This window comes from Polynucleobacter sp. UK-Mo-2m-Kol15 (assembly GCF_018881505.1).
Lineage (GTDB): Bacteria > Pseudomonadota > Gammaproteobacteria > Burkholderiales > Burkholderiaceae > Polynucleobacter.
Genome location: NZ_JACVQC010000001.1, coordinates 94,638 through 119,341 on the forward strand (window position 1 = coordinate 94,638; position 24,704 = coordinate 119,341).

Genomic DNA, 24,704 nt, shown 5'->3' on the forward strand with positions numbered 1-24,704 from the left:
ACTACGCCAAATCCCGCCAATAATACGAATTTTTTGGGGGGCATCTGAGTGTTTAGCAGACTTACTAGGCTGCCTTCCCTTTTCTGATTTTGCTAGCTTATTTATTTTTTAGCCCCCAAAACCACAATCTTCATCCGATCCATAGCTAAGTATTTTTGAAACGCTGCTTTTAGTTGATCTAGACTCACTGCTTCAACTTCCTTAGTCCAAACTTCCATTGTATCGAGAGGCAAATCATTCCAAGCAATGGACGACACGTTATCAAGTAATTTGCGGTTGTTATCAATTCTTAAGGGGTAGCCATTAATCAAATTGGCTTTGGCAGCATCGAGCTCAGATTGCGAAGGCCCATCAGTAATAAATTGCGCAATGGTCGAGCTCATTACATCAAGTGCTAATGCAGCTTGATCACTCTTTGTTTGTACGCCAGCCTGAAATATTCCCGCATCCTTACCTGGCGAAAAATAACTAAACACACTGTAAGCAAGACCTCGTTTTTCTCTAACTTCTGACATCAGACGAGATACAAAACCGCCGCCGCCCAAAATGTAGTTCCCGACTAGCAATGGAAAATAATCGGGATTGTTGCGGGTTACCGCAGTCATTCCCATAGCAATATGTGCTTGTTGCGTATCAAATGGAATGGTAACTTCGCGTTGACTTAAAGGCTCCACCGGCGAGCGCTCAAACACTGGCAGCTTAGCTATAGAAGGGCCAGACTGAGGAACTCTTTGTAATAAGCCTTGAACGATTTCAGCAGCCTCTGCCCTACTCACATCACCTACGATGCTGACAATCATCCGATCGCCACGATAAAACTGTTTATGAAACTGCTGCAAATCAGTTGCGCTGATATTGGCAATACTTTGCACCGATGGTGAATTGGCTAAAGGATAGTTTCCATAAACGGATTTTCTAAAACGGCGATCTAAGACTGACTCCGGCTTTGTCTCTGCCTCTAACAATGCAGTCGTCATTCTTTGCTTCTCACGTACTAAGATCTTGGGATCGTAAGTGGGTGCACTCAACATGGCTGATGCTAATTGAACAGCACGATCACGTAAATCTTTACGGCTCAAAGTTCGAATGCGCATGACAGCACGTTCACCGCTAACAGAAACTCCAAGGTTTGCACCTAAGTCTGCAATCTCATCAGCAATCTGCGCTTCACTCAAGGCACCTTTCTCAGATCTAGCGCCGTAGTTCATTAACTTCCCAGCCACGGTGGCCAAGCCACTCTTTACCACTGGATCATAGCGATCACCCGCATCGATACTGATTTCAATATCGACCATGGGTAGCGCTTTGGTTTGAACTAAATAAGCCTGTGCGCCCTTGAACGAGTCTAGCTTCTCAATGGGTAATATTGCAAAGGCAGATGTAACCACTCCGGCTATCAGTAAGATTGCCAGACCAGCATGCTTAATTGATTTATTTAGCAGCATGATTACCTCCTTGCTTGCTCTCACCAGACTGACGCGCTTGCGGATCTAATACAGCAATAGTTAGCCCATCATCGACTAAATATTTTTTTGCAACGGCTTGGACTTGTGTGGGAGTAATAGTCTGCATCTTTTCTAGCATCACATCAATATCGCGCCATGAGAATCCCGCCATCTCTGTTGTGCCGATTTCCATTGCCTGACCGAAGATTGAATCGCGCTTATAAATTTGATCAGACAGAATGCGTACCTTGATACGTTTCAGTTCTGATTCAAGAATGCCTTTATCGACAATTTCTTTTAAGGCCTTCCGGATACTGCTCTCAGCCTGTTCTACAGTTTTGCCTTTAGCCATTCTGGTGCTAATCAAAAAGAGTTCAGGCCCTCTAGAGATCATGTCATAGCCGACACCCACATCATTAACTACACGCTCTTGCTTTACCATCACACGATTCAAACGGGCGTTGTCGTAACCGTCGAGTACTGCAGCCAAAATCTCCAATGCATAAGGCTCATCATCATCTAGCTTGCCCACTTCGAGCTTGGGCACCTTCCATGCCATTGCTAGCTGAGCGTTATCTGCTGGCGCTTTGACTTGTACCCGCTTAATTCCTCTTTGCAGAGGTTCAATCTGTGGCTTGCGATCTGGCAACCCTTTTGCAGAAGCGACTCCATAATATTTTTCCACAGCTTGCAAAATAGCTTTAGGGTCAACATCACCTGCAATTACTACTGTTGCATTATTCGGTTTGTACCAACTGCGATACCAATCACGTGCATCGACAGCTTTCATATTCACTAGGTCATTCATCCAACCCACTACCGGATGACGATAAGGAGAGCTCATGTAAGCAGTCGCCATCAGCGATTCATATAGCAAGCTGGTAGGATTATCTTCAGTGCGCAAACGACGCTCTTCCATGACCACTTGAATTTCTTTCAGAAACTCTGCATCGTCAAAATTCAGATTAGACATGCGATCAGCTTCCAGCTTCATGACTTCATCTAGTTTGGATTTTTCAACTTGCTGAAAATAGGCTGTGTAATCACGGGAGGTAAATGCATTTTCTCGACCGCCGACCGCTGCAACTAAACGAGAAAAATCACCTGACTTCACTTTATCGGTACCTTTAAACATCATGTGCTCAAGTACATGGGCTACCCCGGTCTTACCATTGACTTCATCCATGGATCCAGCACGATACCAGACCATATGTGCAACCGTAGGCGCACGATGATCCTCGCGCACAATTAACTTGAGTCCATTGGAGAGTTGATACTCATGAGTATTGGCTGTGCTATTGTCAGTGGCTGCCCAGGCAGTTTGGCAACAAATCAGCAAAAAGAAAGAAAAATGCAATAAAGTGGAGCGCATCTGTAAGATCACCTATCCCAAGAATTTAATTGATAAGATGCAAGTATTAAATTGTATCGATTATGTTCGGCCTACGTAAAACCCTCGGATCCCTATTCAAATCCAATCAGACTGATGAAGCCTGGTTTGATGCCCTAGAAGAATCTCTCATACTGAGCGATGTGGGTCTCCCTACGACTGAGCAACTGATTAGCAAGCTTCGTAAAGCCGCCAAATCAGAAAAGACCAATAATCCTGATGATCTCAAGCAACTATTAGTTCAAGAGGTCGCAAGTCTCTTAAAATCTTTGGAGCCAAACCCTAACCCCCTATATGTGCATGAGCAAAAGACCATACCAGAGGTGTGGCTTGTGATTGGCGTCAATGGTGCAGGGAAGACCACTACCATCGGCAAGCTCTGCAAACTCTTTCAGTCTCAAGGCAAATCCGTTTTACTGGCTGCTGGAGATACCTTCCGTGCAGCGGCACGCAATCAACTTCTTGAATGGGGTGGACGTAACCAGGTTGATGTCATCATGCAAGAGAGCGGTGATGCGGCAGCGGTAGCGCACGATGCCATTCATGCTGCGATTTCTCGCAAGAGCGATATTCTCATCATTGATACTGCGGGAAGACTGGCTACCCAAGACCATCTCATGGAAGAGTTGAAGAAGGTTAAAAGAGTGATTGGCAAAGCCCTTCCTGGGGCCCCTCACCAGACTTTGCTCGTGCTTGATGGTAATACCGGTCAAAACGGCTTAAGCCAAGTAAAGGCCTTTCATGCCGCCCTGGGGCTTTCTGCCTTAATCGTGACCAAGTTAGATGGTACTGCCAAAGGTGGCGTGATCTGCGCACTTGCTCACACCCTCAATGAGGGGTCAAAACCAGCAGTTTTAGCTTTAGGTAAAGGCGAGGGGATTAATGATTTAGCGCCCTTTACAGCCACCGAATATTCTTCTGAATTATTCAATTAAATCATAGGCTTATAGAATTAAAAAACCATTAGCACTCTCTTGACAAGAGTGCTAAAATAGAAGCCTATTAACACCTAAAAGATCTATAAAAAATGGTTCAAAAGAAAGCATACAAACCGCAATTGCAAGCAAGGCAAACACTGCCAGCAGCGCAGACTGCTGCGGCTTCGCTTGCCTTTCCGATGTTGCCATCCCTTGGGGTTGGCACGCTCGACTCTTATATCTCCTACGTCAATCGCGTGCCGATGCTCAGCGCTGCAGAGGAACTTCACCTCGCACAAGAATTTCGTCGCACTGAAAATGTGGATGCTGCAAAAACTTTAGTTCTCTCGCATCTCCGTTTGGTTGTGTCCGTTGCTCGTCAGTACTTAGGCTATGGCATTCCCCATGCGGACTTAATTCAAGAAGGCAATATTGGCTTGATGAAAGCCGTCAAGCGCTACGACCCCAACCAAGGTGCACGCTTAGTCTCTTATGCAATCCATTGGATTAAGGCGGAGATTCATGAGTACATTCTCAAGAATTGGCGTTTAGTTAAAGTTGCAACAACTAAAGCACAACGTAAGTTGTTCTTCAATCTTCGCAGTAACAAACCGACTCTAGCCGCCCTCACCCCAAATGAGGTTGAGGCTTTAGCAAAGGCTTTGGATGTCAAAGGCTCTGACGTAAAAGAAATGGAAATGCGTCTTGCTGGCGGCGACGTAGCCCTAGAGGCTGACGACACTGATGATGATTCAGCTTATGCTCCAATTCAATGGTTGGCTGATAATAGTCAAGAGCCTACTGAGATGATGGCTGCTGCTGCAACTGATGATTTACATGGCCCACAACTGAGTCAAGCACTCATGGCCTTGGATGAGCGCAGTCGTAATATTGTTCAATCACGTTGGCTAGCAATGGACGCAGATGGTAATGGCACAAAAACATTGCATGATCTCGCCAATGAATACGGCATCTCCGCAGAGCGTGTTCGTCAGATTGAAACTGCTGCTCTTAAAAAGATGCGCAGCCTTTTGCTAACTGAAACTGCGTAAGCAGCCTTTACATTCCAGCTTTTACTTCAGTAGTTCCTTCAAGTCCTGCGCCAAGGTCTCAGCGCCTTGCGCATGCTTGATATAAAGGCGAAGTTGCCCTAGTGGATCGAAGGCATAGCTTCCTGCAGTGTGATCCATCGTGTATGAACCGGGAGTCATGCCGGGCACCCTCTTGTAATAAATCTTAAAGTCCTTAGCGACTTTTTCTAATGCCACCTCATCAGCTGGACGTAAGCCCAAGAAACGTGAATCAAATGCTGGCACATACTGCTTCAAGATGCTGGCACTATCTCGCTCAGGATCCACAGTGACAAATAGCACTTGCACCTTATCTGCCTGGGGACCCAATAAAGTCATGACCTGCTGCATCTCAGTCAGTGTCGTAGGGCAAACATCTGGACACTGCGTATAGCCAAAGAACACAACAACTGCTTTACCTTTAAAGTCGGCTAATGTCCTGACTTTGCCATCGGGATCGAGCAAACTAAAATCCGTACCAAATGCCTTGCTACCAGTAATATCGACATTCTTGAAACTCTGCTTGGGGCTGCAAGCCACGAGAGCTGAAGCAATTAGGGACACCATCAAGATGCGTACAAGATGGATAGAAAGTATTGATAAATGCATATTCATCTCAAATGAAATAGTGATCTATTAATAGCGCTGCAAAAAGTAAAGATAAGTAAGTAATTGAAAAACGGAAAGTCTTCTTTGCTAACGCATCAGTGTAAGAAACAAACAAGGCAATCACATAAGCCAGGAATATGAAACCCAAAATAATTGCGGAGATTAAATATAAGAGACCACTCATGCCATAGATGTAAGGCAGCAAAGTAGCAGCAATCAAGATTAGGGTATACAGCAAAATATTGAGCAGTGTAAATCGCTCTCCATGAGTGACTGGCAACATTGGCAGACCACTTTGCACGTAATCATCACGACGATATAGGGCGAGCGCCCAAAAATGTGGTGGAGTCCAAACAAAAATAATGAGCACCAAGAGCCAGGCCTCAGCAGACAAACTATTAGTGACAGCTGCCCACCCCAAGGCTGGCGGCATAGCGCCGGATAGTCCGCCAATCACAATATTCTGAGGTGTTGCAGGCTTGAGCAGCCAGGTATAAATCACAGCGTAACCAACAAAAGTTGCTACGGTTAGCCACATGGTTAATGGGTTGCAGAATTTCCACAAGATAAGCATTCCCAAACTGCCGAGAACAATCGAAAAAATGATGATATGAGAAGGGGTTACTTCGCCAGTTGCAGATGGTCTCCAAGCAGTACGCTTCATCTTCGCATCCACAACTTGCTCAATCAAACAATTCACCGCAAAAGCAGCGCCCGCTAGCAACCAAATACCAACAATGCCACCAATCAGAACTGGATAAGGAACCATGCCGGGAGTGGCCAAGAACATCCCAATCACTGCGCAGAAAACTGCCAGCTGAGTGACGCGAGGTTTAGTAAGAACCCAGTATTGACGCCAACGGGGCATCGCTACAGGCTTAGATGAAGTTGGGCTGCTCATAATGATTTGACCATCTTAATATGAATCGGAGCGCTCCAAGAGGACCATTGAGTCAGGCGAACTAAACAGAATACCAATGCGGCAGAACCGCCGGTATGCATTAATGCAGCGAGAAGTGGCCACTGAAAAACGACATTAGAAATTCCTGTCAGCGCTTGAAGAATGAGTAAGCCTAATAGCAGCTTGGCTATCCTACCCATTCCGCATAATGCAGGATCATTTAATTGGAAGGCGCTTATCCCCAAGAATCCCAAGACAAATACAGCAATCACAGCAAATAGGCGATGCGCCCAATGTATGGTTTGCAAAGCGACAGGGGAAATGGATTCACCCTGAGCATTTAGCCCCAATTGACGCCATAAAGTAAAACCTTCTTGCCAAGCCATTTCAGGCGCAAAAGTTCCCATACAAGTTGGAAAATCAGGGCAAGCTAACACTGCGTAATTTGTACTTACCCACGCACCCAAAAATATTTGCATGGATAAAACTATCGCAGCAAGTAAGAGCAACTTTGCAGAAAGTGGCTTGGCCTGAAAGTAATGAACTGTGGAAGATTTTTCTTCCCATTTTTTTTGTGCGTAAGCAGTTAAGCAAGCCAACAAAACCAAAGCCAACATTAAATGAATTGTCACAATGATGGGTTGCAATTTAAGGGTCACAGTCCAGGCACCAAATGCCCCCTGAATACATACTAAAACCAGTAAACCAAGACTACCCAATAAGGGCCACTTACCCAAGCTCTTGAGCTTGCCCCAGGAAACTACTACCTGAATCAAAATTAATGCTCCAACAGTCATTGCTAAATAGCGATGAATCATTTCTATCCAAGCCTTGATGACGGTTACTGGGCCCGTAGGCATGGTGGCTTCAGCTAACTGGATCTCACCAATCGCATGCCATGGGTTTGATGTGCCATAGCACCCAGGCCAATCTGGACAGCCTAAGCCGGAGTCAGTTAGTCGAGTAAATGCCCCAAACACAATCAAATCAAATGTCATGAATACCAAAACCCAATTGAGCTTTTGGAAAAAGTGATAGTCCGACCTAGTCCAGAGATACGCCAAAGGTAGGCCTGCAAAGACAATTGCGATTGCAGCTAACTCCGCAAGCAATAGCAAGCTACTCATTGCAATTTTTCACCCTTACGATTGAGGCGTAGTAGCTTCTCGAGATCTTTTTTCATTCTGCCAAATTCCTTGGGGGAGTTTGTCACAGGAAAGATCATCATCTTGGCTGGACTCGGATCAATTAACTGAATCTTCTGGCCAGCTCCATCGCGATTAAGCCATGCATCAAATTCTGCTCTTAATTTAGGATCCACCGGTAAATCTACAACCTGAAATCCTGCCGTCTTTTGATCGTAGGCCAGTAATACCTCTGGATCTACTGGCTTGCCATCTATATTTACCCAAACTAGCTGAACGCGACTACTCTCACGACCAACTGCAATTCGCAATTGACGCATTAAAAATAAAGCCTCAAGACAAGACTCATTTTTAATGGTGCACTCCCCCGCTGGCCTAGCCACCAGTAAGGTCCACTTTCCATTGAAAGGAATATCAAACCAGGCTGGATTCATATCCTGTACCGGCTGAACCAAAGTTCCAAAATTGGTCTTCCCACCCTCTGGCTTGAAAACGTAATAAGCCAAATAGGAAGCGATGACTGGTGCTGCACAGGCGAGCAATAAGAGCAGCATCTGAATGCGCCCACGTCGAGTTTGGGTATCCACCTTAGATGCATCTGTTTGTGATGCTGGAATCAATAGTTCTTTATCACTCACCCTCTGTCTCCATTCGCAGCAAGCTCTCGCCGATATTTCATTAGCCCATTAATGAGCCAAAATAAAAATCCAGTCAGTGCCAAAGCAAACCACTGGAAGGCATAAGCATAATGGCGATCGACTCCATTTGTTGGGGAGGGCCAATTTCTCACTAAACCATCTTTTTTTAGGGAATTAGACTCGCGAAGGATAAATGGCAATTGCTTCCATCCGTAATGTTTAGCCTCAAGGGCCAAATCAAAATTTTGCTCAATCCTGGGACTGGCTTTGATATCGTCTTTTTGGCCTAATTCATAAACTCTGCCCGGATGAGGGAAAGCCACTCCCTCAATCATCACCACTTCATCGACTGTTTTGACTGGGGGTAACTCAATACGATTTTCGTTATTACGAGGGGCCCATCCCCGATTGACCCAAAGAATGGTCTCTTGGCCATCCAATTTCAGCGGCATCATTAGATAAAAACCTGATTGCCCAGCAGCACCTGTACCACCCTCAGGAATCGGACGAGGGCGGTTATCTAGCCAAACTGCCTCGGCTTTCATAAAACGGCCACGAGCCAGAATACGACGCTCTGCAGCTTGCTCCAAGCTGAGGTCATCCTCATTCACATTCAAGATGGGCATTTGTAGTTTTGCACCTAAGGACTCACCCAAGAGAATCTTTTGCTCTGCCCGATTTAACTGCCAAATACCAGCACCACAGCCCACTAAAATAACCACAAGGGCTGATAATGTAGCAACTGCACGGCTAGTAAATAGGCTAGTAAATATATTCACAGGGGTATTTTGAGATGAAATGGATTATTCCAGTTGCACTACTAATGATTGTAGGAAGCCTAGGCTCCGCTCTCTACTTCATGATGAAAGACAAAGGCGGGAGCTCAAGAATGGTTCAGTCGCTCATGTTGCGCATTGGGCTATCAATCGTACTCTTCTTAGGGATTCTGATCGCCCACTACTTTGGGTATATCGAAGCTACTGGCGTTCGAGTGGGAACAAACTAATCACCCACTGTTACGCACAACAACTCAAAGCAAATCGGGGCTCATTGCCCCGATTTTTTTATCATTTACATCCAATATACAGCGATGTAAAGACCAAGCCAGACAACGTCAACGAAGTGCCAGTACCAAGCAGCACCTTCAAACGCAAAGTGGTGCTCAGCAGTAAAGTCACCGCGAATCATGCGACGCAATACGATAGCCAACATGAGACCACCGAGGAATACGTGAAAGCCATGGAAACCCGTCAACATAAAGAAGGTTGAACCATAGATACCTGACGTTAACTTCAAATTCAGATCAGAGTAAGCATGATAGTACTCATATACCTGGAAGCCTAAGAAGATAATGCCAAGCAAAACTGTAGCAGCTAAGCCATTAATGGCTTTCTTCATGTGGTTTTCACGAAGCGCATGGTGAGCATAAGTCACAGTGACACCAGAGCTCAAGAGCAACAAAGTATTGATCGTAGGAATTGGCCATGGACCCATGGTTGTAAATTTCTCTACCAAACCAGCAGGGCCATCATTTGGCCAAACTGCTGTGAAGTTAGGCCAAATTAATTTGCTTTCCACATCACCCATCCAAGGCATCGCAATATTACGCGCGTAGAACAAGGCTGCAAAGAAGGCGCCAAAGAACATAATCTCGGAGAAGATGAACCAAGCCATCGACCAGCGGTAGGAAATATCTACGTTCACCCCATTCTTGCCAGAGTTAGACTCGGCAATAGTGTCTCCAAACCAGTTGTACAGGACAAATATCACCCAAAGTACACCGACTGCAGTTACTGGTCCGCCCCAAGCCGCATGGTTTACCCAGCCAGACATACCGGCACCAAAAGCCAGCAAACCTAAAGCTGCTGACGCTGGATGGCTGGATAGTCCGGGAACGAAATAGTAAGGGGTTGAATTGGATGACATCTTATTCTCTCTATTCAATCAAAAAATAATCAATGGGACACAACTGCTTTAACTATCAAAAGGAGTATGCCCATAAAAATCAAGGCACCTAAAACTCCCGCAATAATAATGTGGACAAAACTTAATGAAGCAACATCTTCTTGTAAACCTGATTTTTTACGCACACCCAAAAAAGCCCACAATACTGCGATCATGGATTGCATAAAGGTGCTTTTCTTAGTCATGACGCCGTTTTCGATTTAGGGGTTGTTGAGCCTGCAGGCTGCTGACCCACGCCTAACTCAAAAAAGGTGTATGACAAGGTAATCGTTTTCACATCAGCCGGAAGCCCAGCATCAATCACAAACATCACCGGCATCTTCTTCATTTCATGAGCCGCCAAGGTTTGCTGCTGAAAACAAAAACATTCTAATTTAGTAAAAAACTCCATAGCGCTCTTAGGCGCATAACTTGGAATGGCTTGGGCATCGACAGGACGATTCAAATTGTTTGTTACTTCGTAAACAATTTCTGTCATCTCACCTGGATGCACCTCTAAAAAATTCTTCACCGGACGAAACGTAAAAGGTCCGCGACTATTCGAGTCAAACTCGATAGTTACCTTACGCGAATAGTCAACTTGAGTATTGCCAACCTTATTGGCGCTGTATGCGCGAATACCATAGTCATTCTTGCTAGTCACTACATTAATACCAGTAACCTCACATAAGGCCTTATACATTGGCACAAGTGCGTAACCAAAACCAAACATCATCACCGAAGCAATCAGAAGCTTTAGCAAGATTTGGCGGTTAACGGAGGCAATAGCAGACATAAGAGTGATGAGCCTCAGCCCAGTAAGCTCCGCTTAAGCACAATCCCAACAAAGAACACAATGGCAACGCTCAAAAGGATAAAACCCAATCTGCGATTACTAGCAGATTGGGATTTTTGCACGGCCGTTAACTTAGATTCCTGCAGCATGTAACTCTTTAGCGTCAGGAGGCGTCTCAAATGTATGGTGTGGGGCAGGCGATGGAACTGTCCACTCCAAACCTTTAGCACCATCCCATGGCTTCATCGAAGCTTTTTCGCCTTTGCCGTTATAGGCTGGCAACACAACAAAAAGCAAGAAGTAAACCTGAGACAAACCAAAACCAAGGGCGCCAATAGAGGCAATCGTATTAAAGTCAGCAAACTGTGTTGGGTAGTCAGCGTAACGACGTGGCATGCCAGCTAAGCCCAAGAAGTGCATTGGGAAAAAGGTAATGTTAAAGAAAATCATAGAAGTCCAGAAGTGGATCTTGCCGCGAGTTTCGCTTGCCATATAGCCAGTCCACTTTGGACACCAGTAGTAGAAGCCAGCAAACATTGCAAACAAGGAGCCAGCTACCAATACATAGTGGAAGTGAGCTACCACGTAGTACGTATCTTGAAGACCAATATCAATCGGCGCCATCGCAAGGATCAAGCCAGTAAAACCACCCATGGTGAATACAAAAATAAATCCAACTGACCACAACATAGGAGTTTCAAAGGTCATAGACCCTTTCCACATTGTCGCAACCCAATTGAAAATCTTTACACCTGTTGGAACTGCAATCAACATCGTGGCATACATAAAGAACAATTGGCCAGTTACCGGCATGCCAGTTGCGAACATATGGTGAGCCCAAACGATGAATGACAAAATCGCAATGGATGCAGTTGCATAAACCATCGAGCTATAACCAAACAAAGTTTTTCTTGAGAAGGCAGGAATAATCTCGCTCACGATTCCGAATGCTGGAAGAATCATGATGTAAACCTCTGGGTGACCAAAGAACCAGAAAATATGCTGGAACATGATTGGATCGCCACCGCCAACTGCGGAGAAGAAAGAAGTACCAAAATGACGATCCGTGAGCACCATGGTGATTGCACCAGCCAACACAGGCATTACAGCAATCAACAGGTAAGCAGTAATCAGCCATGTCCAGCAGAACATTGGCATCTTCATCAATGTCAGGCCAGGTGCACGCATGTTCAAGATGGTCACGATGATGTTAATCGAACCCATGATGGAAGATGCACCTAATAAGTGGAGCGCAAAAATACCCATGTCTAAGCCTGGGCCCATTTGTGAGGTCAATGGAGCATACAAAGTCCAACCACCAGCAGGTGCACCGCCAGGTGCCAAGAATGAGCCAAACAATAAACAAGCAGCCACCGGAAGAATCCAGAAACTAAAGTTATTCATGCGAGCGAAAGCCATATCGGATGCGCCGATTTGCAAAGGAATCATCCAGTTCGCAAATCCAACGAAGGCTGGCATGATCGCGCCGAACACCATTACTAGACCGTGCATGGTGGTTAACTGATTGAAGAACTCAGGGCGCAAGAATTGCAGTCCGGGTTGGAATAATTCCAAACGAATACCCAAAGCCATCACACCACCAGCCAGTAAGCTGATAAACGAGAAGATCAGGTACATCGTACCGATATCTTTGTGGTTAGTTGCAAACAACCAACGACGCCAACCATGTGGCGTGTGATCATCATGCGCATGGTCGTGTGCGTGATCGTGGGTAGTTGAAATGGTGCTCATGGATTACTCCGGTTTAGTTTGATCTGTATAAATTCTTAAATTGATTACTTACTAGCACGTGCTGAGACAATATCTTGGGTCTGAATCGCTTCGCCCGTTTTATTGCCCCATGCATTACGGGTGTAGGTCATTACTGCAGCAATATCACCATCAGAAATCACGCCTGCCCACTTTGGCATTGCACCCTTACCGTTAATCAGAATGTCGTATTGAGCTGCTTTAGGTCCAAGCACCATCTTGCTACCATCAAGCGCCGGGAAGGCCCCTGCACCTTTGCCGTTTGGCTGATGGCAGGCTGCGCAGTTAGCTGCATAAACCTTAGCGCCGCGCTCTTTTTGCTCATCTAAGGTGTAAACCTTAGTCGGATCATCGGAAGAAGCACCCATTTCTTTTTTCTTCTCATCAACCCACTTGGTGTAATCCTCTTGGGAAACGACTCTCACTACGATCGGCATAAAAGCATGTTGCGCACCACATAGCTCTGAACATTGACCACGGTAAGTACCTATTTTTTCTGCACGGAACCAGGTGTCTCGAACGAAACCAGGGATCGCATCTTGCTTTACGCCAAATGCTGGAACAGCCCATGCATGGATAACGTCATTTGCAGTGGTAATCATGCGGATCTTCTTACCAACAGGCACGACCATCTCATTATCAACCTCCATCAAATAGGTACTTGATTTTGGTGCCAAGTTATTAACAGCCTCGCGCGAGGTCGATAAGGTAGACAAAAAGCTAATCCCCTCGCCTTCGCCTTTGATGTAGTCGTAACCCCATTTCCACTGGTAGCCAGTAGTTTTAATTGTGATATCTGAATTGGTGGTGTCTTTCATTGCCACAACAGTTTTTGTTGCAGGCAAAGCCATACCAATAACGATCAGCAATGGAATCACTGTCCAAATGATCTCAACTGTGGTGCTCTCATGAAATGAGGCAGATTTGGCGCCCAAAGATTTGCGGTGCTTCAAGATTGAATAAAACATAACCCCAAAAACGCCAATAAAAATCAGCGCGCAGATGATCAGCATCATCCAATGGAGCCAATGGATCTCAGCCATGATTTTTGTAGCTGGGGCCGTAAAGTTCAACTGATTAACTACTGGGCCGCCTGGCATATCTTCTGCAGCGCTTGCTAACGCTGTGCCAAAGGCTGCTACTAAATAGAGCGAAGCCCTAGTGACTTTTCCAAATAAATTCATCTTATTCTCTGTTTATTGTCGTGAACTACTGCGGCGATACGGCCTCAGAAAGCCCAAAAAAACGGTTTGAAGCAATTCAACCAGCGCTAATTATAGGGTTAATTAAGCTCAACAACAAACCGGGCCGGGCAGGGCAGGCTCAATCTTGGCAATGGTTTAATAGATAGTGAGCACTAACACTCAAGCAGAATCACTCCTAGTATTGCGCCCTATTTGATTTAAATCAACATAAGCAACATGATCCTGCGCCTTGGCAAGGTGCTTACCTAAAGCCCAGGCATGCCCATAAACCACCTCTAATGTTAGTTTTTTGGGTAATGGAGTCTCTAAAGCGCTACTTTGACTGCTGGGATTAAGCAAATGTAATGCCCTTGCATCAGCCAGAAGAACGGCGTCAGACTCATAATCTAAACACAGGAACTCCATATCCATTACTGGGTCTGAGAAACGCTCACCTAGTAGAGCGTCGCCCATATCGTGCATATCCCAGGGGCTGGCTAACTTTTGAAGCGGTAATTGCTGCGCCAAAAGTTCGGAGTTGAGCTCTTTGGCAGTATCGGGACCTAAGTAACTCAATGTCAGCAATCCACCCTCTTTGAGCACTCGCCAGCACTCTTGCAAGAAATGCTTAGGATCGGCTAAGTCCTGAATTAGGAGAACACTGACTACTAAATCGATAGAATTGCTAGGAAGATTAATGCGGCCTGTTTTCTTATAGTCAGCAATAGAAATAATAGATGCTGACTTCATTCTTGAATTCCAAAAACGAGAGACCCTCAGTTTGAATAAATCAAAACTGGATAGCTCGCATTCTGGCGCACTATGAAAACGAATTCCTGGAAAACGTTTTGTCAGAAAAGGGGCATGCGCTCCAGGAAAATCTGGAATCAGTAAGACGTCCTTTGCTTCCAACTTCACGATATCCAATTTTTGCAACATACGCGCTGCAATTTCATCCTGAAGCCATCTCATTGATTGGGTCATTGGCTCAGTATACTCAGCGACCCATGCGAACAATAGAGAATATTTTTGAAGCAATTTCTGCTCATTTACTACCCAGCTCTTGCACTATTTGCGGGGAATTTCAGAAACGCACCCTGTGCATGAATTGCGCATCCCAATTGAAATCAGAGCAGTTATTCAATTACGAATGCTGTCAACAATGCGGCCATACTCTTCAAGCAAACGAACTGTTAAAAAAATATTGTCAGAGCTGCATCTTAGAGCCACCCGATTTTGACGAAACATACTGTCTTGATCGATATGACGGCAGATTGCAGTCTGCCTTGCATCAATTTAAATATCAGCGACGACTTGCTCATGCACATGGACTAGCGTCAATTTGGAATCAACTAATGGCTACCAGCTTAAATAATTTACAAGCAGACTTTCTCTTGCCAGTTCCGCTAAGCCCTGAGAAATTATGTAGCCGTGGTTTTAATCAGAGCTGGGAGCTGGCTAGGCGGATTGATTGTGAAAAAGGCATCCATAAAAACCCGCACATCTTAAGGCGGCATCACTTTGTCCAGAATCAGGCTAAGGAGAGCCGTGAAAATCGCCAACTCGCCATTCAAGGCATGTTTTATATTCACCCTCAATATCAGCGGCGACTGGAGTCTGCCTCAGTGATTGTATTTGACGACGTAATGACCAGTGGCGCAACATTAAACGAAATCGCCCGCGTATTGAAGGACAATGGTGCATCTCGTGTTATTAATTGGGTTCTACTGAGAACACTTCGTCCATCGCAAAGATCAGAGCATGTTTAACATTGTTTTATTCGAGCCAGAAATTCCACCCAATACAGGCAACATCATTCGTCTATGCGCAAACACGGGGGCTAAGCTACATTTGATTGAGCCCTTAGGATTCCCGATGGAAAATGCCAAACTTCGTAGAGCTGGACTGGACTATCATGAGTTTGCCAAAGTAAACGTTCATAAAAACTGGGCCCAATTTCTTGCTGATGAAAGACCAAAACCTGAGCGTATTTTTGCCTTAACTACCAAGGGATCAGGAAAGTTTCATGACGGGCAATACTCACCTGAAGATTATTTTGTTTTTGGTTCAGAAACCAAAGGCATCACCGAGGAGGTGAGAGACTCAATTCCTCAGCCTAACCAAATGCGCTTAGCAATGCAAAATAGTAGTCGCAGCTTGAATCTCTCGAATACGGTAGCGATTGTGGTTTATGAGGCTTGGCGCCAAAATGGATTGCTTGGCGGAAGCTAAGAAACTTAAACTTCGACTTTGGGATCGCGCCCCATGAGTTTTTTCACTGCATCATGCGGTGAAAGCTTTCCAGACAAGACTTCGCCCATCATGGCGGTAATTGGCATTTCGACACCTAGGCGTTGGGCAAGGCTGCCAACCGCGGAAGCGCACAAAACACCCTCAGCAACATGACCTAAGTTATCCAAAATTTCAGGTAAAGGTTTTCCTGCAGCAAGCGCCAAACCAACGCGACGATTACGAGAGAGATCGCCAGTTGCAGTCAAAATCAAATCACCTACGCCGGTCAATCCCATGCAGGTCTCAGGTCTACCACCCACTGCCTTCACCAATCGCATCATTTCCGCAAGGCCGCGAGTTAAGACTGCAGCGCGTGCATTGAGGCCAAGATTTAGGCCATCTCCAATGCCAGCCGCTATTGCTAAAACGTTTTTAATTGCACCTCCCAGCTCAACACCAACCAAATCATCGCTGGCATAGATACGCATATTGCCGTGATGGAAGGCATCCTGAACAATATCGCACAAGGCATTTGATTTACTAGCTATAGTTAATGCACAAGGCATGCCGTTGCCAACTTCTTGAGCAAAACTAGGTCCCGATAGAGCTCCATAAAAATGATGGAGGCCATGGCTATGTAGTTGATCTTCGCGCTCTACTACTTGATGTGGCAATAATGTTGTACTTGGCTCCAAGCCTTTACACAACCACACGATATTGAGTGGATGAGTTGCGAGGCGTAAAACTTGCGCTACCGTTTCTGATAAACCCGACATTGGAGTGGCAATCACCAAAAGATCATTTTCAGAAAGGCGTTCGATAGCTTGCTCAAAACTCACTTCTAAATGCAAGCCCTTAGGCAAGATGACGCCAGGCAAGTAGCCTACGTTCTCACCAGACTTCCGAATACCCTCTAACTGCTCAGCACTTCGTGACCAAAGACAGACATCGCCCGCGCGAAGATAGTGGGCTGCTTGCGCAGCCATGGCAGTACCCCATGATCCAGCTCCAAGCAGCGTCACTTTCATGATCTGTGAGCCTTAATTAAATCTGCTTAGTGAGGAAGAATGATTTTGCTTTGATCGACAGAGGCACTTTCGGTTGCAGCAGATTGCGCAGCCTGCATCAGGCGATGCTCATACATGCCGTGGAAATTAATCTCATTCAAATGAATTGGCTGGAAACCAGCACGGCTAATAGTGTCCGCAATATTTGAACGCAAATATGGATACAAAATCGTTGGGCAAGCAATACCTAACATTGGATCAATTTGCTCTGGAGGAATATTGCTAAATTCGAAAATACCTGCTTGTTTTGCTTCAACCAAAAAAAGTACCTTGCCATCCACCCTGGCAGTAACTGTTGCGATTAAGGCAACCTCAAAAACTTCATCACTCAGGCGATCAACAGCAACATCTACCTCAACCTCAACTTGAGGCTCAGCTGCAACCAATAAAATTTGCGGTGCATTGGGCTGCTCTAAAGATAAGTCCTTGAGGTAGATCCGTTGAATACGGAAACCAGGCTCTTTTGAGTTATCAGTGACGCCTGTAGCGAAAGTGGTTTGTTCAGTCATAGGAAGCTTTCTGGGTAAATTTTTTTAAGCTAATAGTGGGTCTAATTGGCCGGCCCGATCTAATGCAACTAGATCGTCATAACCACCAATATGGGTTTCACCAATATAAATTTGTGGGACAGTACGGCGACCCGTGCGAGTCATCATGATCTCGCGCTGTGCAGGATCGCGATCAATCAAAATCTTCTCTAGATTGGCAACCCCCTTCTTCTGTAAAAGCTTCTCAGCCATTACGCAGTAAGGGCAAACTTGCGTGCTATACATCGTGACTGGCGGCATATCTTCGTCTCGCTATGATTTAACTAAAGGGAGAGCTGCAGCCTGCCAGCCCTGAACGCCACCATCTAAGACAGCAACCTCAAGGAAACCCTGTTTTTTCAACTCTGGAACCGCCTTACGTGCACTCATACCAGACTGACACACCAAAATGACGGGGTTTTTGCGGTCTAGTTTGAGCTTATCGATTCCCGCAGAAATTTGCTCGGCCAAAATATGCTTCGCCCCTGGCAGGTGGCCGATCTTGTAGTCCGCTTCTGGGCGCAAATCCAAAACAGCAGCCTTACGGCGATTTATCCAAATAGTTGCTTCTGTGGGCGATAAGCCTTTTCCGCTAATAAGCGTAGATAATGTGGGAAGGAAGAGTGCTGAGCCCGAAACAAGCAGGAGGGCGATAAGCGCTAAATTATCAATTTGAGTGAGAAAGTTCATCACCGGATTATAGAATGGCTCTATGAAACAACTTGTCCTTATTCGTCATGGCGAATCCGCCTGGAACCTTGAAAACCGCTTTACAGGCTGGGCGGACGTTGACTTAACCCCAAAAGGCTCTGAACAGGCTCTGGCTGCTGGCGAAAACCTCCGCAAGGCAGGCTATGAGTTTGATGTTGCCTACACCTCAGTACTTAGAAGAGCAATACGCACCCTTTGGCATGTTCAAGATGCCATGAACCTAATGTGGTTACCCGTAGTCCACAGCTGGAGACTAAACGAGCGCCACTATGGCGCCCTCACGGGCCTCAATAAAGCAGAAACTGCACAACAATATGGGGATGCCCAAGTTCATATTTGGCGTCGCTCCTACGATGTCCGACCACCACTGCTAGAGCAAGGGGATGAGCGTAATCCACAAAATGACCGCCGTTACGAAAAACTGAGTACCTCTGACATTCCTTTAGGTGAGTGCCTTAAAGATAATGTTGAGCGTGTGTTACCCCTTTGGAATGAATCTATTGCTCCTGCCCTCAAAGCAGGAAAGCGAGTCTTACTAGTTGCACATGGCAACAGCATTCGCTCTTTAATTAAGTATCTCGACCAGGTTTCTGACGAAGACATTATGGAAATCAATGTCCCGAATGGCATCCCGCTTGTTTATGAGCTTGATGACCAACTCAAACCCATTCAACATTTTTATTTGGATTAAGGTAAAACAGAAGTATGCGCGTATTTTTCAAGAACTTTGCCCTAGTTTCTGTTGGCCTGATCGCCGGGGTTGCAGCCACTATCCAATTATCAGCGACTGCTCAACAAGGGACAACGCTACCTTTAGATGAGCTGCGCACACTATCCAATGTATTTGCTCAAATCAAACGTGAATATGTGGAGCCAATTGAAGATAAACAGTTGCTAACGGATGCCGTCAAAGGCATGGTGAGTAGCCTTGATCCCCACTCTACCTATCTCGACAAAAAAGACTTTTCTGAAATGCAGGAACAAACTAGCGGTAAGTTCGCTGGTCTTGGTATAGAAATCACTTCAGAGGATGGCGTTGTCAAAGTATTAAATCCAATTGAAGATAGCCCTGCTGCACGCGCTGGCTTGCAAGCTGGCGACCTTATTACTCGATTAGATGACAAACCAGTTCGTGGTATGTCGCTAGATAAAGCAGTGCGTACGATGCGCGGTACACCAGGCACAAAAATTACTTTGACCATCTTCCGTAAAAGTGAGGAGCGTAGCTTTCCAGTAACAATTACCCGCGCTGAAATTAAAGTGCAATCTGTCAAAGCAAAAATTTTGGACAACAATATTGCCTGGGTCAGAGTAACAAGCTTTCAAGAGCGCACAGTTCCCGATCTGGCTAAAAAATTAAGTGATCTTGCAAATCAAGACCCCAAAATGAAGGGCATCATTCTTGACTTGAGAAATAATGGTGGGGGCTTATTACAAGGCGCGGTCGGTGTTGCAGCAGCCTTCTTGCCAGCAGATGCTGTGATCGTTTCGACCAAAGGTCAAACAGCTGACTCCAAGCAAGTGTTTAATGCAGCCCCAGCTATGTACCGACTGAGTGAGCCCGGCGATCCATTAGCTAGCGTACCAGCGATGTATAAAAAATTACCGATGGTAGTTTTAGTGAATGCCTACTCTGCCTCTGCTTCTGAAATTGTTGCTGGCGCATTACAAGATTACAAACGCGCAACCATTATTGGTAAAACTACTTTTGGTAAAGGTTCTGTGCAGACTGTCCGCCCCCTCACCAATGATTCTGCATTGAAAATCACTACAGCCTATTACTACACTCCAAGTGGAAAATCGATTCAAGCTTATGGAATCAAACCAGATATTGCAGTTGATCAAAATAAAGATGGTGATCCAGATGATGTATTAATCACTCGTGAAATTGATAGCGAGAAGCATTTACGCAATAAGCAATCCTCAGAAGAAAAACTAGTTGCCGATCGTGAAAAGCGCCGTCTAGAAGAGCTTCAACGCATTGAAGAAAAAAATGCTAAGAAGACGCCTGAAGAGAAAGAAAAAGATAAGTCTAAAAAGCCTGTTGAACTTGGTAGTGCAGACGACTTTATGCTCTCGCAAGCAGTTGCATTTATCAATGGTGAGCCTGTAAAGCGCTCAGCCTCTAAGCTAGAGTAAGTCCAGCAATTAGGTACAGATATGAATGATGAGCAGCTACTTCGCTACTCGCGGCATTTATTACTAGAAGAAATTGATGTTGCTGGCCAAGAAATACTTCTTGGCTCGCACATACTTATCGTTGGTGTGGGCGGCCTAGGTTGCGCTGCCGCACCTTATATAGCTGCAGCTGGAGTAGGAAAAATAAGCTTAGTCGATCATGACAAAGTTGAGCTCACTAATTTGCAACGCCAGATCATGCATTCCCAGAGCTCGATTGGTAAAAGTAAGGTGGAATCAGGAAAACAGTTTTTACACAATATGAATCCAACTCTCACGATTAACGCAATCGCCGAGAAGGCATCAGCAGATTTATTGAAAGAACTCTTGCCTACAGTGAATCTCGTTTTAGATTGCACGGATAATTTCGCCACACGCCAACTGATTAATGCAGCTTGCTTTCATCATCGGGTACCACTAGTCTCTGGGTCTGCCCTCAAATTTGATGGTCAATTAAGCGTCTTTGATTTTCGTAGTGCAGCATCGCCTTGCTACGCCTGTCTATTCTCACCAGCAGAACAGTTTGAGGAAGTGAGTTGTGCCAGCATGGGTATTTTCTCGCCTCTAGTTGGCATCATTGGTGCTATGCAGGCAGCCCAAGCGCTGCAAGTATTGATTGGATTTGGCCAGCCTTTGATTGGCAGGATGCTACTTTGGAATGCGCTCAACACTCAAATTGATGAGATTCGTATCTCCAGAAATCCTGAGTGCTTGGTTTGTGGGCAAAGTCACTAAGCCCAGCGAGCCCACAAGCTTCAAGTAATTTAAGAGAGCAGCTTTTCTAAGGCCTTAGCCTGCTCAACAGGCTCAATTGCCTTTAGTACTGGGCCAATCCGGGATTTGAGTAAGCCAACATCTGCACTTAAGATCTCACGCTTTACTAACAATAGTTGGCTAAAGTGCATTGAGAAATCTGTCAATCCCATGCCTAGCAATAATTTGGTCATTGAAGGATCGCCTGCCATCTCTCCACACACTGCGACAGGGATATTGGCGCGCTTAGCCTGATCGATAATACTGAAAAGTAAATTCAGTATGGCCGGATGATAGGGATCATAAAGATGTGCAACTGCGTGATCGGCTCGATCAATGGCCAAGGTGTACTGAATCAAATCATTGGTACCGATGGATAAAAAATCAAATCGATTTATAAACAAAGGTAATACCAAAGCAGCTGCAGGGATCTCAATCATTGCACCTACTTGGATATTAGGATTAAAGGCTTGACCGCGTTGATGCAATTGCTGCTTAGCTTTTTCAATCAAGCGCAGAGTCTCATCAATCTCTTTAACGTGAGCCAGCATTGGAATCATAATCCGTGCCTGACCATATGCCGAAGCCCGTAAGATCGCTCGCAACTGAGTTAGGAAAATCTCCGGCTCAGTCAAAGACCAACGAATCGCTCGCAAACCAAGCGGTGAAGTACCAGTCTCGGATAAATCAGAACCTGATCCCAGCGCCTTATCCGCACCGACGTCGATAGTACGAATATTTACTGGCAAACCATGCATTAGATCTACTACGCGACGATATTCATGGTATTGCTGCTCTTCATCTGGAAGCGCTTGCTTGCGGTCCATGAATAAAAATTCGGAGCGGAATAAACCAACGCCAATGGCACCTAAATCTACTGCCTGAGTAGCATCTTCTGGCAATTCAATATTGGCCAATAATTCGATGGCCACATGATCGACAGTAGTAGTCCGTGAGTGCTTTAGCTCTTGTAACTTACGAGTCTCCTGAATTGCCCTCTCTTGCAAGAGCCGGTACTCAGCAAGTAATTGCTCATCAGGAGCAACAACAACGACACCATGCTCACCATCAATGACCAACCAATCACCATGTCGAATCATTTCACTGGCATGGCGAACGCCAACTACAGCAGGGATTTCCATGCTACGCGCAACAATCGCGGTATGCGAGGTCTTGCCACCTAAGTCAGTCACAAATCCTGTAAAAGCATGCTCTTTAAAGCGCAACATATCATGAGGGGCAATATCGTGCGCCACAATAATGGCATCCACCCCAACGTCACTTGGTGACAATAAATCGGAGTCTCCTAAATCGTCTTTTTGCTGCGCATTAAGGGCTTTTAGAACTCGCTCTGCTACTTGTCGAATATCATTCGCGCGCTCCTTTAAATAGGCATCCTCTATCTCTGAAAATTGCTCCAAGAGATCATTGAGTTCGGTAGTCAGGGCCCAAGCGGCATTTAAACGTTGCGTACGAATGAGCTTAAGTGGCTTCTCAGCCAGGGCTGGATCCGCCAGAATCATGCCGTGCACATCTAAGAAGGCGGCCATTTCTTGTGGGGCATCTTTAGGCAAGCCTTGACGCAACTGGGCCAACTCGAGGCGCACCTGCTCAAAAGCATCCAATAACTTGTTAGCCTCCGCCTCTTCCTTACCAGCCTCAATTAGATAATGACTAACCTCTAATGCTGCACGCGATATCAGCACGGCTTTGCCGATAGCAATACCCTTTGAGACTGCGATTCCGTGCAAAGCAAAAGTCATTCTTATTCGCCTTCACCAAATCGGTCATTTATCAAGGCAGTTAAAGCCTGCATTGCCTCATCTTCTTGCTCACCAATAGTTTCTAGAGTGACCGTGCTCCCAATACCAGCGGCAAGCATCATGACGCCCATAATGCTCTTAGCATTGATTTGGCGACCATTGCGAGATAAGAGAATTTCACAAGGAAACTCGGCAGCAAGCTGGGATAACTTCGCAGATGCACGAGCATGTAGGCCTAACTTATTAATGATTTCAATTTCAGAGACTGGCATAGCTCACCCTATTTTTCAGCAGTAGTTTGTGGAGCTTTAGAACCTAAACGCAGAATTCCATTTTGACCGCCCTGAAGCGCTTTATGAGCTAGATCCTCTATGCTCTCACCACGATGAGAAATACAGCGCATCAACATAGGCAAATTGAGCCCCGCCAAAACAATCACGGGAGCATCTAAGCCAGATAATGGACCCAGGGCTTCAAGCTTAGACGCCACATTCGCTGGGGTAGCACCCATCACGTCAGTCAAGATTAAAACTCCCTGACCAGTATTTACACCATAGGCTGCTTTTAACACTCGATCAAAGCTAGCTTTTGTATCTTCATAGGGTGGAATATCAACAGCCCTCACTCTCTCTGGCACCACACCAAATGCATGCTCAGCAAAACCAAGCATCGCGCTTGCGACTGGGGTGTGAGCAACTATTACGATTCCAACCATGCTTATGCCAAAGCCTTTTCAAGCGCTGTTAACCAAAATTTCGGGACATCAAATCCACTTTGCTCAGTAATCTCTACAAAACACGTTGGGCTAGTTACATTAATTTCAGTGACATAGCTACCAATTAAATCTAATCCTACCAAGAACAAGCCTCGGGCATTCAATATAGGAGCGAGACGCTCTGCAACCTTTATTTCAGCATCCGTGAGCGGCATAGCTACCCCCTTGCCACCAGCAGCTAGATTGCCTCGGATTTCACTGCCTTGAGGAATGCGGGCCAATGCAAATGGAACTACCTCACCACCGATCAGCAGAACACGTTTGTCACCTTGAGCTATCTCCGGCAAGAATCTCTGCGCCATCAAAGTGCGTGCGCCATTCTCACCTAGCGTCTCAACAATACTAGCAAGATTTAATCCATCTGGACCAACACGAAATACTCCCATGCCGCCCATACCATCTAGGGGCTTAACAACAATATCTTGATGCTCTTGATGAAACACTTCAATCGCACTGAGTTCGCGAGTCACCAAAGTAGGTGGAATGAGCTCAGGAAACTCGGTAATGGATATTTTTTCAGAATGATCGCGGATAGCTGTTGGATTATTAAATACGTTTGCACCCTGACGAACCGCAGCAGATAACAACCAAGTAGTGTTGAGGTATTCAATATCAAATGGTGGATCAGTACGCATCATGACCGCATTAAATGTATTTAATGGGCGATTCACGATAGAGCCTAATTCGAACCAAGCTGTACCGCTTGGCTTAATTAGTAAAGGCTGGCAGTCAGCCACTACAAAGTTATTTCTCCAGAGGATATTACGACTTTGACAAAACCAAAGTTGGTGCCCCGCTTCTTGTGCAACTCGCATCATCGCTAAGGTGGAATCTTTGCTAATCTTGAAAGACTCCAAAGGGTCGGCAATGAAAAGAAGGTTCATCTCAG

General features: G+C 45.6%; 30 protein-coding genes and 1 pseudogene. 9 read left to right on the forward strand and 22 right to left on the reverse strand.

The features are described from left to right. Positions 1-101: 101 nt before the first annotated feature. Both ICN43_RS00485 and ICN43_RS00490 read right to left on the reverse strand, forming a co-directional pair. Entirely contained in the window at positions 102-1,445 is a 1,344-nt protein-coding gene (locus ICN43_RS00485; protein WP_216196730.1) for a pitrilysin family protein, read from the reverse strand. Continuing rightward, positions 1,432-2,817: a pitrilysin family protein gene (locus ICN43_RS00490; protein WP_216196731.1), complete on the reverse strand. Its 1,386-nt coding sequence runs from the start codon at positions 2,815-2,817 to the stop codon at positions 1,432-1,434. Before ICN43_RS00490 ends, ICN43_RS00485 begins: the two co-directional genes overlap by 14 nt. Positions 2,818-2,879: 62 nt before the next feature. Between ICN43_RS00490 and ftsY the strand changes: the two genes are divergently transcribed. Both ftsY and rpoH read left to right on the forward strand, forming a co-directional pair. After that, entirely contained in the window at positions 2,880-3,770 is an 891-nt protein-coding gene (gene ftsY, locus ICN43_RS00495; protein ID WP_216196732.1) for a signal recognition particle-docking protein FtsY, read from the forward strand. Positions 3,771-3,862: 92 nt separating this feature from the next. Beyond that, positions 3,863-4,804 (forward strand): RNA polymerase sigma factor RpoH, encoded by a 942-nt coding sequence (rpoH, locus tag ICN43_RS00500; RefSeq protein ID WP_216196733.1) that lies wholly within the window; start codon positions 3,863-3,865, stop codon positions 4,802-4,804. A 21-nt stretch (positions 4,805-4,825) separates the two neighbouring features. Here rpoH and ICN43_RS00505 read toward each other — a convergent pair whose 3' ends face one another. The 5 genes from ICN43_RS00505 to ICN43_RS00525 are packed head-to-tail and all read right to left on the reverse strand — an operon-like array spanning position 4,826 to position 8,894. Further along, positions 4,826-5,389, reverse strand: coding sequence for an SCO family protein (locus ICN43_RS00505; RefSeq protein ID WP_370623185.1), 564 nt, complete (start codon positions 5,387-5,389; stop codon positions 4,826-4,828). A gap of 49 nt (positions 5,390-5,438) precedes the next feature. Beyond that, positions 5,439-6,332 (reverse strand): heme o synthase, encoded by an 894-nt coding sequence (cyoE, locus tag ICN43_RS00510; protein WP_216196735.1) that lies wholly within the window; start codon positions 6,330-6,332, stop codon positions 5,439-5,441. Next, entirely contained in the window at positions 6,329-7,459 is a 1,131-nt protein-coding gene (locus ICN43_RS00515) for a heme A synthase (protein ID WP_216196736.1), read from the reverse strand. The genes cyoE and ICN43_RS00515 overlap by 4 nt, the downstream gene beginning before the upstream one ends. Further along, the gene (locus ICN43_RS00520) at positions 7,456-8,115 is read right to left on the reverse strand and encodes a hypothetical protein (RefSeq protein WP_216196737.1); all 660 of its coding nucleotides are present in this window, start codon (positions 8,113-8,115) and stop codon (positions 7,456-7,458) included. The genes ICN43_RS00515 and ICN43_RS00520 overlap by 4 nt, the downstream gene beginning before the upstream one ends. Further along, positions 8,112-8,894, reverse strand: coding sequence for an SURF1 family protein (locus tag ICN43_RS00525; protein WP_370623134.1), 783 nt, complete (start codon positions 8,892-8,894; stop codon positions 8,112-8,114). The genes ICN43_RS00520 and ICN43_RS00525 overlap by 4 nt, the downstream gene beginning before the upstream one ends. A 14-nt stretch (positions 8,895-8,908) precedes the next feature. Here ICN43_RS00525 and ICN43_RS00530 point away from each other — a divergent pair, with 14 nt between their 5' ends. Then, on the forward strand, positions 8,909-9,121 hold the full coding sequence (locus ICN43_RS00530) for a twin transmembrane helix small protein (protein ID WP_215376027.1): 213 nt from the start codon (positions 8,909-8,911) through the stop codon (positions 9,119-9,121). Positions 9,122-9,186: 65 nt separating this feature from the next. On the opposite strand, the gene ICN43_RS00535 is transcribed toward ICN43_RS00530, so the two are convergent. From ICN43_RS00535 to ICN43_RS00565, 7 genes are all read right to left on the reverse strand, one after another. After that, positions 9,187-10,041 carry a cytochrome c oxidase subunit 3 gene (locus ICN43_RS00535; protein ID WP_216196738.1) on the reverse strand — a complete coding sequence of 285 codons (855 nt, stop codon included), beginning with the start codon at positions 10,039-10,041 and terminating at the stop codon, positions 9,187-9,189. 29 nt (positions 10,042-10,070) lie between these two features. After that, the gene (locus tag ICN43_RS00540; protein ID WP_216196739.1) at positions 10,071-10,265 is read right to left on the reverse strand and encodes a DUF2970 domain-containing protein; all 195 of its coding nucleotides are present in this window, start codon (positions 10,263-10,265) and stop codon (positions 10,071-10,073) included. Then, positions 10,262-10,855: a cytochrome c oxidase assembly protein gene (locus ICN43_RS00545; protein ID WP_216196740.1), complete on the reverse strand. Its 594-nt coding sequence runs from the start codon at positions 10,853-10,855 to the stop codon at positions 10,262-10,264. The genes ICN43_RS00540 and ICN43_RS00545 overlap by 4 nt, the downstream gene beginning before the upstream one ends. 14 nt (positions 10,856-10,869) lie before the next feature. Next, the gene (locus ICN43_RS11230; protein WP_370623135.1) at positions 10,870-11,088 is read right to left on the reverse strand and encodes a cytochrome oxidase small assembly protein; all 219 of its coding nucleotides are present in this window, start codon (positions 11,086-11,088) and stop codon (positions 10,870-10,872) included. Then, positions 10,988-12,607: a cytochrome c oxidase subunit I gene (ctaD, locus tag ICN43_RS00555; protein WP_216196742.1), complete on the reverse strand. Its 1,620-nt coding sequence runs from the start codon at positions 12,605-12,607 to the stop codon at positions 10,988-10,990. Before ctaD ends, ICN43_RS11230 begins: the two co-directional genes overlap by 101 nt. 44 nt (positions 12,608-12,651) lie before the next feature. Then, positions 12,652-13,809 carry a cytochrome c oxidase subunit II gene (gene coxB / locus ICN43_RS00560; RefSeq protein WP_216196743.1) on the reverse strand — a complete coding sequence of 386 codons (1,158 nt, stop codon included), beginning with the start codon at positions 13,807-13,809 and terminating at the stop codon, positions 12,652-12,654. 180 nt (positions 13,810-13,989) lie between these two features. Beyond that, positions 13,990-14,793, reverse strand: a complete 804-nt coding sequence (locus ICN43_RS00565; protein WP_255533367.1) for a methyltransferase domain-containing protein — start codon at positions 14,791-14,793, stop codon at positions 13,990-13,992. Positions 14,794-14,816: 23 nt separating this feature from the next. Here ICN43_RS00565 and ICN43_RS11120 point away from each other — a divergent pair. The 3 genes and pseudogenes from ICN43_RS11120 to trmL all read left to right on the forward strand — a co-directional run. Beyond that, positions 14,817-15,014: pseudogene (locus ICN43_RS11120) on the forward strand (double zinc ribbon domain-containing protein); the annotation flags it as partial. A 150-nt stretch (positions 15,015-15,164) separates the two neighbouring features. Then, positions 15,165-15,578: a ComF family protein gene (locus tag ICN43_RS11125; RefSeq protein WP_255533539.1), complete on the forward strand. Its 414-nt coding sequence runs from the start codon at positions 15,165-15,167 to the stop codon at positions 15,576-15,578. After that, complete coding sequence (gene trmL / locus ICN43_RS00575; RefSeq protein WP_216196745.1) at positions 15,571-16,041, forward strand: tRNA (uridine(34)/cytosine(34)/5-carboxymethylaminomethyluridine(34)-2'-O)-methyltransferase TrmL; 471 nt, start codon at positions 15,571-15,573, stop codon at positions 16,039-16,041. Before ICN43_RS11125 ends, trmL begins: the two co-directional genes overlap by 8 nt. Positions 16,042-16,046: 5 nt before the next feature. On the opposite strand, the gene ICN43_RS00580 is transcribed toward trmL, so the two are convergent. The 4 genes from ICN43_RS00580 to ICN43_RS00595 are packed head-to-tail and all read right to left on the reverse strand — an operon-like array spanning position 16,047 to position 18,325. Next, positions 16,047-17,069: an NAD(P)H-dependent glycerol-3-phosphate dehydrogenase gene (locus tag ICN43_RS00580; RefSeq protein ID WP_216196746.1), complete on the reverse strand. Its 1,023-nt coding sequence runs from the start codon at positions 17,067-17,069 to the stop codon at positions 16,047-16,049. 26 nt (positions 17,070-17,095) lie between these two features. Continuing rightward, positions 17,096-17,617: a protein-export chaperone SecB gene (gene secB, locus ICN43_RS00585; RefSeq protein ID WP_216196747.1), complete on the reverse strand. Its 522-nt coding sequence runs from the start codon at positions 17,615-17,617 to the stop codon at positions 17,096-17,098. Between the two features lie 24 nt (positions 17,618-17,641). Continuing rightward, the gene (gene grxC / locus ICN43_RS00590) at positions 17,642-17,896 is read right to left on the reverse strand and encodes a glutaredoxin 3 (protein WP_216196748.1); all 255 of its coding nucleotides are present in this window, start codon (positions 17,894-17,896) and stop codon (positions 17,642-17,644) included. Between the two features lie 12 nt (positions 17,897-17,908). After that, positions 17,909-18,325 (reverse strand): rhodanese-like domain-containing protein, encoded by a 417-nt coding sequence (locus ICN43_RS00595; protein ID WP_216196749.1) that lies wholly within the window; start codon positions 18,323-18,325, stop codon positions 17,909-17,911. A 22-nt stretch (positions 18,326-18,347) separates the two neighbouring features. On the opposite strand from ICN43_RS00595, the gene gpmA reads away from it, so the two are divergent. From gpmA to ICN43_RS00610, 3 genes are read left to right on the forward strand one after another with little or no spacing between them, the layout of a single operon-like run. Then, positions 18,348-19,037: a 2,3-diphosphoglycerate-dependent phosphoglycerate mutase gene (gpmA, locus tag ICN43_RS00600; protein WP_216196750.1), complete on the forward strand. Its 690-nt coding sequence runs from the start codon at positions 18,348-18,350 to the stop codon at positions 19,035-19,037. Positions 19,038-19,051: 14 nt separating this feature from the next. Continuing rightward, positions 19,052-20,485 (forward strand): S41 family peptidase, encoded by a 1,434-nt coding sequence (locus ICN43_RS00605; RefSeq protein ID WP_216196751.1) that lies wholly within the window; start codon positions 19,052-19,054, stop codon positions 20,483-20,485. A gap of 21 nt (positions 20,486-20,506) precedes the next feature. Next, positions 20,507-21,259, forward strand: coding sequence for a molybdopterin-synthase adenylyltransferase MoeB (locus tag ICN43_RS00610; RefSeq protein WP_216196752.1), 753 nt, complete (start codon positions 20,507-20,509; stop codon positions 21,257-21,259). 29 nt (positions 21,260-21,288) lie between these two features. Here ICN43_RS00610 and ptsP read toward each other — a convergent pair whose 3' ends face one another. The 4 genes from ptsP to gshB are packed head-to-tail and all read right to left on the reverse strand — an operon-like array spanning position 21,289 to position 24,699. Beyond that, entirely contained in the window at positions 21,289-23,040 is a 1,752-nt protein-coding gene (gene ptsP, locus ICN43_RS00615; protein ID WP_216196753.1) for a phosphoenolpyruvate--protein phosphotransferase, read from the reverse strand. Positions 23,041-23,042: 2 nt separating this feature from the next. Then, the gene (locus ICN43_RS00620; protein WP_216196754.1) at positions 23,043-23,312 is read right to left on the reverse strand and encodes an HPr family phosphocarrier protein; all 270 of its coding nucleotides are present in this window, start codon (positions 23,310-23,312) and stop codon (positions 23,043-23,045) included. An 8-nt stretch (positions 23,313-23,320) separates the two neighbouring features. After that, positions 23,321-23,755 carry a PTS sugar transporter subunit IIA gene (locus ICN43_RS00625; protein ID WP_216196755.1) on the reverse strand — a complete coding sequence of 145 codons (435 nt, stop codon included), beginning with the start codon at positions 23,753-23,755 and terminating at the stop codon, positions 23,321-23,323. Between the two features lie 2 nt (positions 23,756-23,757). Next, positions 23,758-24,699 carry a glutathione synthase gene (gshB, locus tag ICN43_RS00630; RefSeq protein ID WP_216196756.1) on the reverse strand — a complete coding sequence of 314 codons (942 nt, stop codon included), beginning with the start codon at positions 24,697-24,699 and terminating at the stop codon, positions 23,758-23,760. Positions 24,700-24,704: the final 5 nt, after the last annotated feature.